The 9,007-nt window shown below is 40.2% G+C and carries 5 protein-coding genes and 1 pseudogene; all 6 read right to left on the reverse strand.

Annotation, left to right across the window (positions count from 1 at the left end):
* Window positions 1-48: 48 nt before the first annotated feature.
* Window positions 49-339: pseudogene (locus AC5JM2_RS18570) on the reverse strand (aminoacetone oxidase family FAD-binding enzyme); the annotation flags it as partial.
* A gap of 211 nt (window positions 340-550) precedes the next feature.
* Entirely contained in the window at window positions 551-1,732 is a 1,182-nt protein-coding gene (gene devC, locus AC5JM2_RS18575) for an ABC transporter permease DevC (protein WP_495836334.1), read from the reverse strand.
* A gap of 40 nt (window positions 1,733-1,772) precedes the next feature.
* Window positions 1,773-2,966 carry an ABC exporter membrane fusion protein gene (locus AC5JM2_RS18580; RefSeq protein ID WP_495836335.1) on the reverse strand — a complete coding sequence of 398 codons (1,194 nt, stop codon included), beginning with the start codon at window positions 2,964-2,966 and terminating at the stop codon, window positions 1,773-1,775.
* Window positions 2,967-3,268: 302 nt separating this feature from the next.
* Window positions 3,269-4,384 carry a phosphoserine transaminase gene (locus AC5JM2_RS18585; protein ID WP_495836336.1) on the reverse strand — a complete coding sequence of 372 codons (1,116 nt, stop codon included), beginning with the start codon at window positions 4,382-4,384 and terminating at the stop codon, window positions 3,269-3,271.
* Between the two features lie 70 nt (window positions 4,385-4,454).
* Window positions 4,455-5,387 (reverse strand): sterol desaturase family protein, encoded by a 933-nt coding sequence (locus tag AC5JM2_RS18590; RefSeq protein WP_495836337.1) that lies wholly within the window; start codon window positions 5,385-5,387, stop codon window positions 4,455-4,457.
* 67 nt (window positions 5,388-5,454) lie between these two features.
* The coding region (locus AC5JM2_RS18595; protein ID WP_495836338.1) for a condensation domain-containing protein at window positions 5,455-9,007 on the reverse strand (3,553 nt) is incomplete at its 5' end.

Here is a 9,007-nt window from a genome sequence, read left to right on the forward strand (position 1 = left end):
AAGAATTAGAGACTAATCATTTGTATCAAGGATTTCGTGAAATGGTATAACACCATCAATATCTAAAATTTCTCCCGCAAAGTGAAGCCCTGGAACTAATCGACTTTCCATTGTTTTAAAATTGACTTGTTTAAGGTTGACACCGCCACAGGTGACAAATTCTTCCTTAAAAACTCCTTTACCATTAATTTGGTATTGTCCTTGAGTCAGTTCTTGCACCAACTGGTTGAGTGTTTTGTTTGATAATTCTGCCCAACGGTCTTCTGGTGTGATACCTGCACGCGAGATAATGTATTGCCAGAGGCGGTGGGGTAAGTCTACACCGCGATGTAAGGCGATAAGCCACAGGCTTTAGCTTGTGCGTATCGCACTCCAACAGAAGTAGCACTCTTTCTCCAAAAGCTTTCATGCTTTGAAGCAATGCCGCTATTGCACGTGCTTTTTGGTCTAATTGTTCATTAGAAGCAAGTTTTCTGTTACCTGTCATGAGTATCTGTTCTTGATTATGTATATATTGCAGCCAAAACGATGACATTTCGCGTTAACCCAGTCATGAGAAAATCTCTGCGGGATCTGCAGAGCGGAGTTTATTAGTAGCTAGCAAGCCAGAAGTCATACACATTAAAATTGTTGAGAATAAGACAAATAACATATTGTTTAAGTCCATTTTTATTGGTAATTTAGTAGCTTTTATAGCAATGTTATAGATCCCTAAACAAAGAAAAAGTCCAGGTACATAACCTAAAACAGCCAATATGATAGCCTGTTGAAATACGACTTTTAATAAATAACTATCTTGATATCCTATAGCTTTTAAAGTAGCATAAGCAATTATTTGATTAGAAATATTAGTGTAAAGAATTTGATAAACAATCACTATACCAATTACAAAAACCATTATTAACATGAGGTCAAATATAAAGCCAATAGGTGTTCTGGTAGCCCAATATTTTTTCTCAAATTCATTAAATTCTTTGTAGGTAAAAACTCGAATATCATTCTGGAAATAGGCTTGGATGTTTTCTACAACTTTTTGTATGTCAGCATTGGGTTTGAGAGTGACTGCACCAATATCTATCATTTTTGGTGAACGCATGTTTAAAAATATCCTGATGAAAGTTAAATCACTGACAATTAAATTGCCATCAACTCCAAAGGAAGGACCTAAACTAAATAAACCACCAACTCTCACTTTATAACCTTTTACGGAATTAAAGGGAAATATTTCAACCGTCTGGTTAGTACTATGTTGCTCAAATCTCTCAGCAATAGGTCCAAACTCTTTTCGAGAACTCTGGTCATAAAGCACCACATCAGGAATTTTAATTTTATCTACATTTTCTGACAATTCTGGTAAATTCAAAGCCACTCTTCCTGGCTCAATACCAATAAGATATATTGAGTATTTTTCACCGTTAACTGGGTTTTTAAATTTAGCAAATCCTAAATACATGGAGCTGACAGACTCTACACCATTAAATCCTAAAACTTGGTATAGACGAGTTCGAGGAAAGCTTTGATTTGCAGTCAAAGATTTATATTGAGAACTGACTAAAAATAAGTCCCCTTGGAGGTGACGATGTAGTTGAGTAGCACTTGAATAGAGGGCATTTTGAAAACCAATTTGTATAAACATAAGAAGAACAATAAAGGCAATACCAACTACAGTCACGAAAAAACGACTTTTATTTCGGACTAATTGTAGCCATGCCAAGGGAATTTTAGAAAACATGATTTTAGTTTATAAGTCATAAAAAGACCTTATTTTGCAGTTATATTTGAATGGCGACATCCACCTGTAAGTTAGTTAAATTTGAGACTCGTTGACTATCGACTGGATTATCAATACGGATTTTCACCTCAACCACTCTGCGATCTGTATCTACTTGTGGATCGGGACTTAAAATATTCTGTCTACTGACTTGCAAACCAATTTTGCTCACAGTTCCCAGTAATTTTCCAGTAAAGGCAGTACTGGTAATGAAAGCTTTTTGACCTACATGTACTTTCTCCACATCAGTTTGATAAACTTCCGCAACCACATACATTTGAGATGTTTTGCCTATCTCCATAATCCCTGAAGTGGCGATCGCTTCTCCAGTTTTGGTATAAATTTTCAAAACTCTTCCGTTTATGGGAGATATAACGTAAGTTAAACGCAGTTGTGCTTGTGCCTGTGTTACAGCAGTAATAGCGCTCTTGAGTTCGGCTTGTGCTACTTGGACATCTACATCACGCACCTCTTTAATACTAGTCAGTTTGGCTTGTGCTTCCTTAATCTGATCTTGAAGATTATTCACAGTATTATTGAGATTAGCTGATCGTTCTTTTAATTGTTGCTGTACCGTCTTCTGTTCCAAATTTTTACTATCTGCAGTGGAAGCTGAAATTGCACCTTCTTTGTACAAACGCTGGTACCGATTGTTTTCAGTTTGAGCATTGTCTAACTGTGCTTGCAAACGGATAATTGTTGCTTTTTGAGTGACAATTTCTCCTTTTAATTGAGCCTCCAAACGAGTGATTGTCGTTTCTTGAGCTTTGATGTCTCCAAATTTAGCTCCAGCTTTGACCTGTGCTAATTGAGCTTTAGCAATTTGAACTTTGTCGTGTGTTTGTTGCAGAAATGCTACAGCTTCAGCATAACCATGCAGTAACGCTACAACTTGCCCAAATCTAATTTCATCTCCTTCTTTTACTAACAATTTTTCTACCAGGACACCAGTTTGTGAATTGGGTACAGATAGGTGAGTTACTTCGCCTTCAGGTTCTAGATATCCCAAAGCAGTAATTGCAACTCTGATCGGATTTGTTTTTGTAGCCTTTAGTGGCTGAGTTTCAGCATGAAACCAAAAGCGAAAAAAAGTGTATAAAGAGACTACTATGGCTAATCCAATAGAAGCTGCTAAAATTATTCGCCATCGACTTTTTAGTTTTTCTAAGAATTGACTTTGCCGATCTGATACCATATTTGTGTCGCCATAAACGACTGACAGTACTCATCTGTTTTGCAAATCATAAATCCTTTCCCAAATAGATTTGATGAACATTGGATATTGCTCATCTAAAGACCAACCAGATTTATTAATTAGTGAACATTGCTTTTTGAACATTGAAGTCTTTTAACAGAATTGGGAAAGGTCAAACAGTCTTTTTTGTTTAGAACAGGACTTATTTAAATTTTGCTAAGTAAGAACTTAAATGAGTTTAAGTTATTTAGGACAGAGGATCTAATTCTTCGCCCTTAGCCTGAAGCGGGCTTTCAATCTGATCAACCGTAGCGTTGTTTGAAATCAACCATAAATGCAGCCAGAGTCTCTACTCCAGATTGAGTGACTGCATTGTAGAGTGATGCACGCAAACCTCCGATTGAACGGTGTCCGTCCAACCCATAAAATCCGTTTTCCACTGCGGTTTTGAGAAATAAACGCTCTAGATCGCGGTCAGCTAATCGGAAAGCAACATTCATCAGCGATCGCCACTCTTGAACAGCATGACCTTGATAAAATCCTCCACTCTCATCAAGTACTTTATAAAGCGTGGCTGCCTTGGCTTTGTTGATCTCTGCCATTTTTGCTAGTCCGCCAATATCTTTGCGTAACCAACGACTGACTTGCATTATCACATATAAGGCGAATACTGGAGGTGTATTATAAATTGACTTACTTTTGATATGGGTGCGGTAATCTAACATTGTGTGTAAATCGGATGGAATTCTTTCAACAAGATCGTCTCGAAGTAACACCACTGTTACACCTGCTGGTCCAAGGTTTTTTTGCGCGTGGGCGTATATCAATGCGTAACGCTCAATTGCTATCGGTTGAGATAAAAAATCTGAAGACATATCACAAATTATCGGTACATTGGATATGCTTGGCAGATAGGAAAATTGTAGTCCCTCTACAGTTTCATTCGACACATAATGTAGATAAGCTGCATCTGATGAAAGTACAAGTTCCTCAGCCTTTGGCAATCGGTTATAACCGCTATCTCTGCCATCCCACACTACCTGCACTTGCCCTTCTTTTCTGGCTTCAGGTACTGATTTAATGCTCCAATAACCAGAGACAATATACTCGGCAATTTTAGTGCTTCCACGTAAGAAATTCATCGGAATCATTGAAAACTGTAGACTGCTACCTCCTTGTAAAAAAAGAACATGATAATTCTTTGGTATCGAAAGTAAGTTGCGAAAGTTCTCTTCAATTTCGTCCAGTACATTGCGTAACCAATCAGAGCGATGACTGATGCCTAGTAATGATAAGCCGACTTCTGGCACATTCATAATGGCAGCTTGAGTAGCATTTAGCACTGACTCAGGTAATGCTCCAGGTCCTCCAGAAAAGTTAAAATGATTGTTGGGATTGTTCAAATTTTGCAAATCCATTTATATTTTGTGGGTTAGAAATTGGCAATTGTTGGTACTACGTAATTATTGTTTAATTTATAGCTATTAATTACTCTAATTGAACTGTATCAATACCTTTGATAAACGGAGCTTGTATCTGTTTCAAAAAACTCATCGGGTAATTGCGATTTAAAAAACCCAGTTCGCATACGTTTTTATCTTTAGGAAGAAAGTAAGTGCCGAAAAGGATATCCCAAATTATTGTATGATTTCCGTAATTATTGTTTGATTCATTAATATTTGTGGAGTGATGCCAGCGATGTAGCTCAGGTCCACTGATGATGTAATTCAACCAACCAAGTTTTACGTCTACATTGCAGTGCTGAAAAAATCCTTTAATTGAGTAGATAACAGAGTAAAGTGCCAGTACTTCCTTGGATACACTAAGAATAATGAAAGGCAAGGCATCACAAAAAAGTTGCAGCGTTCTATCTAAGGGATGAAATCTCCCAAGATTAAGCCAATATAATTTGTGGACGGAGTGATGTACGGCGTGAAATCTCCATAAAAAAGTCCATGTATGAGCTGCACGATGTAACCAGTATCTCAAAAAATCACCAGACAATATCATAATCAAGATTTGTATCCAGATAGGATAGTTGTGCGGCCAGAAATCAGCTAAGTTCCAGTTGTTGTTTTTGAAAAAGCCTAGCAACCAACTCATTGATAAAATGGAAAGAAGGTAGGGGAGTAATACCTGTACCAACATCATAAAAAGGAAATCAGTTCCAATGTCGCTTCTACTTGGCAACCACTCTTTCCGATAAGGAAGTACAAGTTCAAAAAAAGTTATCAGACCGACTCCAGCAATGATTGTAGCTACGTAACTACTAAGGAAGACGTTTATGCCATAATTTTTCAGACCATAATAAATCATCAAACCAATCGACATGACACCCGGATAAACTGTCCACGTCAAAATCTCACGAAATTTTACATTCACAAGGCTATTATTCTCCATTAGTTCAGTATCAATATCCAAAAAATACGCTATTTTTCAGCAAATTAGTTATCAATTTATTCGATATTTTTATCGGTTTTATCTGCATTTATGAAATCTGGATCTCTGGATTGATGGCAATGTCTTGAAGTAAAATTATAAAGTCTTCTAAAATTGTATTAATTGTACTTTCAAAAAACAAATCTACATCGTATTCCATCTCGCCCCAAATACCTTTTTTACTTTCTCCCATATGCAAAGTTAGATCACGTCTTGCTCCTCGAAATGGTCTATTTTCTACCCGAACATAAAGACGATCGCAGAGTTTGATATTCTCAGTCAGTAAAGGAATTTCATTGTGGAAAAGTAGAAGCACTGGTAAACCAGATGAGTGAACATTATCTGTTTTAAACAAAGGTACAGTTTCCAGAATCTGTTTCAAGGGAAGAGCGCTGTAAGCATGTGCTTCTAAAGTGGTTTTGCGAACAACAGCAAGTACTTCCCGGAATGTGGGATTGCCTTCCAAATTGGCTTTAATTGGAATCTGGTTAATAAAGCAACCAATCAAGGCTTCAAACTCTGCTCGATTGCGATTGGCAACCGTAGTGCCAATACAGAAGTTAAGCTGACCTGTATAATTGTGTACTAGTATTTGTAAAGCTGCTAATAAAAGCATGAATAAAGTACACCCTTCCTGTTTGCTGAGTGCTTTGAGTTGTGCTGATAACGCTTCAGATATTTGGAAGGGGTAGATAGCTGCTTTCAATCTTGGTATAGCAGGACGAGGTAGATCTGTTTTGATTTCAGGAACGACCAGATACGGTGCAAGTTTTTGCTGCCAGTAGCTTTGTAATTTTGTGAGTACATCTTTTTGCAGCCACTGACGCTGCCAGACAATAAAGTCTGCATACTGCATCGGTAATTCTGGAAGGGGCGAGGGTTGTCCTTGGGAAAATGCTTGGTAGACTGCTGCGAGTTCCTGAAGAAAGATCACCATAGAGGTGCCATCTGTAATCAGGTGATGCATGGTAATGAGCAGAATGTGTTGATTTTCCGTGAGCTTCAGCAATGTGGTTCGCACAAGTGGTCCCTGGACGATATCAAACGATTCTTGAGCTTCCTGTTGAGATAGCTGTTGGACTGCGATTTGCTGTTCTGGTTGAGAGCTTGATTGTCCTATGCCCTGAGCCTGCGGCACGGTGGAGCCGAACGGGCACGCTACGCTAACAGACACGCTACGCGATGCTCCTTTAGGAGCCGCCTTCGGCGAACGCAAATCCACCACCGACAATGGCAAATTCATCGTCGGATGAATGATTTGAGTGGGTTGCTCTGCGGCAATATCAAAAGTGGTTCGCAAAGCAGCGTGACGATGCACCAACTGATTCAAACTGCGTTCTAAGGCTGGAATATCGAGTTCACCGGTAAAGTGCAGGGTAAAGGGTAGATTGGCAAAGGGATTACTTGGGTCTAGTTTTAGTTGCGACCAAAATGACTCCTGAGTAAAAGACAAAGGCAAAGCAACAGACGATTTGCTCGTCATCATTACAGAATCATCGCTAGATGCACTAAATGATGTAGATTGAGGTTGTAATTGCCCAACCAGATCAATCAGGGTCATATCTTCAAATAACGCCTCGATTGACAACTCTAAAGCAAAGTCTTTTTTAATGCGGTTTACCAGTTGAATTAACATCAACGAGTCCAACCCCAAAGTATTGAGCGGTTGTTCAACATCTAGCTGGGATGGAGCCAATCCCAACACTTTAGCAATCTGTTCTATCAAATATTCTTCAAGCAGTTGCTGCTGTTCTTCTGGAGATGTTGCTTTTTGCGATCGCTTTAACTCAATAGTCGATTCAGGGGCAATAACTTCAGGGATTAAAGAGCGGTGAGGTAATGGGGAGACATTGCGATGTGAAGACGAGCGACTACTGCTGAACCAATAACTTTGTCGCTCAAAAGGATAAGTGGGCAGTCGTAGACGATGACGGCGATAATCGCGATCAAATCCTGACCAATTAACAGATACTCCTAAAACATAAAGTTGTGCCAAACTGGACAACAACTGCTGAGCGCCCGATTGCCCCGGACGTAAGCTGGGAAGCCAAGTCCCTACCCCTTCCGGTAGACAACGCATACCCATCGACAATAAACTGGATTTTGGGCCAATCTCGACAAATACTGTAACTCCAAGCGAATGCATAGTTTGCATCCCCGTTGCAAATCTCATGGGTTCACGGATCAGACTTACCCAGTAGTCTTTTTTGGTTATGGCATCAGAAGATAGCTGACCTGTAGTTCCAGAAATTAAAGGAATTTGCGGGGGAGAGGGAGTATAATATGACTTATACTGGGCAAAATCAATCTCCAGCGATTTCATCAGCGGGGAATGATAGGCATAGGATGTGTCCCAGCGAACAGTTTTGACTTTTTGTGCTTTGAGATCGACCACAACTGCATCAACTACATCTTGCTGACCGGAAATGACAATTTGCGACCCGCCATAGAAGCCAATGCCAACTTTGTCACCATAAGGTTGAATTGCAGCTGCTACTCGCTGTTCATCTGCAAGCACGCCAACCATTGTCCCCTTTGAGTTTTCAGATTGGATATGCTGCTGTCCAGAGATTACCATCTTGAGTGCGTCTTCCAGACTGAACAAGCCAGCAACATAGGCAGCTGCATACTCTCCTATGCTTGTTCCCATAATGACTGTGGGTGTAATTCCCCAAGCTTTCCACAATTCGCAAAGTGCTACTTGCAGCGCAAATGTTGCTACAAATAATTCTGAATCAGAATATACTTTATTGGTAGAATTTTCCGGGGTATTGGGGGAATAGAGAATATCAAGCAGAGACTTTCCCAGCAATGGCTGAGCGATCGCATTACAGCGATCCAGTACTCGGCGGAAGGTGGGTGCTTGTTCGTACAGTTGACGGTCTAGTCCTAGTGTGTGGTTACTCAAGCCACTAAACAAGAATCCGATTTTTGGAACTTTCTTTGGCTTCACCAAGCCACTTACCAACCCCGCCGACTGCCCAGTTACAGCAAACGCCTCCAAACGCTCTGCAAATTGTGCTGTAGAGTCCCCAGTCACAGCCAGCCGATGGTTAAATAAGGTTCTGCCAGTATTGGCACTAAAACAAACATCAGCAATTGGCACATCAGGATGATTAACTAGAAACTCGTGATAACTGTGGGCTAGCGATCGCAATGCTGTTTCTGTTTTGGCAGATAGCGTCAGCACATGTAGCGGGCGATCAATAAAAGAGGACTCCTTGACTTGATCCGGGGAAGCTTCCATCACTATATGAGCGTTTGTGCCGCCAAAGCCGAACGCACTCACGCCTGCGATTAATGGGCGATTGGTTGCCCAACCCTCCAAGTTTTGCTGCACTTGCAATGGTAGTTTATCTAACGCCGCATTCGGATTTGGCTGCTGAAAATGCAAAGAGGGCGGTATCTGTCCATATTTGAGTGACAACGCCACTTTAATCAATCCGGCAATTCCACTGGCTGCCTCTAAATGTCCAATGTTGGTTTTGACGGAACCGATTCGACATTTATCTCCTGGAGGACGATTTTTTCCTAAAACACTTGCCAGGGCTTTGAGTTCGATCGCATCCCCCAACAGAGTTCCAGCACCTTGTGCTTCGACA

The sequence above is a fragment of the Brasilonema angustatum genome, from assembly GCF_059505445.1.

Bases quoted from the DNA above. Each gene is read 5' to 3' on its own strand.
- devC (WP_495836334.1), bottom strand. From the start codon at position 1,732: ATGTTTTCTAAAATTCCCTTGGCATGGCTACAATTAGTCCGAAATAAA.
- AC5JM2_RS18580 (WP_495836335.1), bottom strand. From the start codon at position 2,966: ATGGTATCAGATCGGCAAAGTCAATTCTTAGAAAAACTAAAAAGTCGA.
- AC5JM2_RS18585 (WP_495836336.1), bottom strand. From the start codon at position 4,384: ATGGATTTGCAAAATTTGAACAATCCCAACAATCATTTTAACTTTTCT.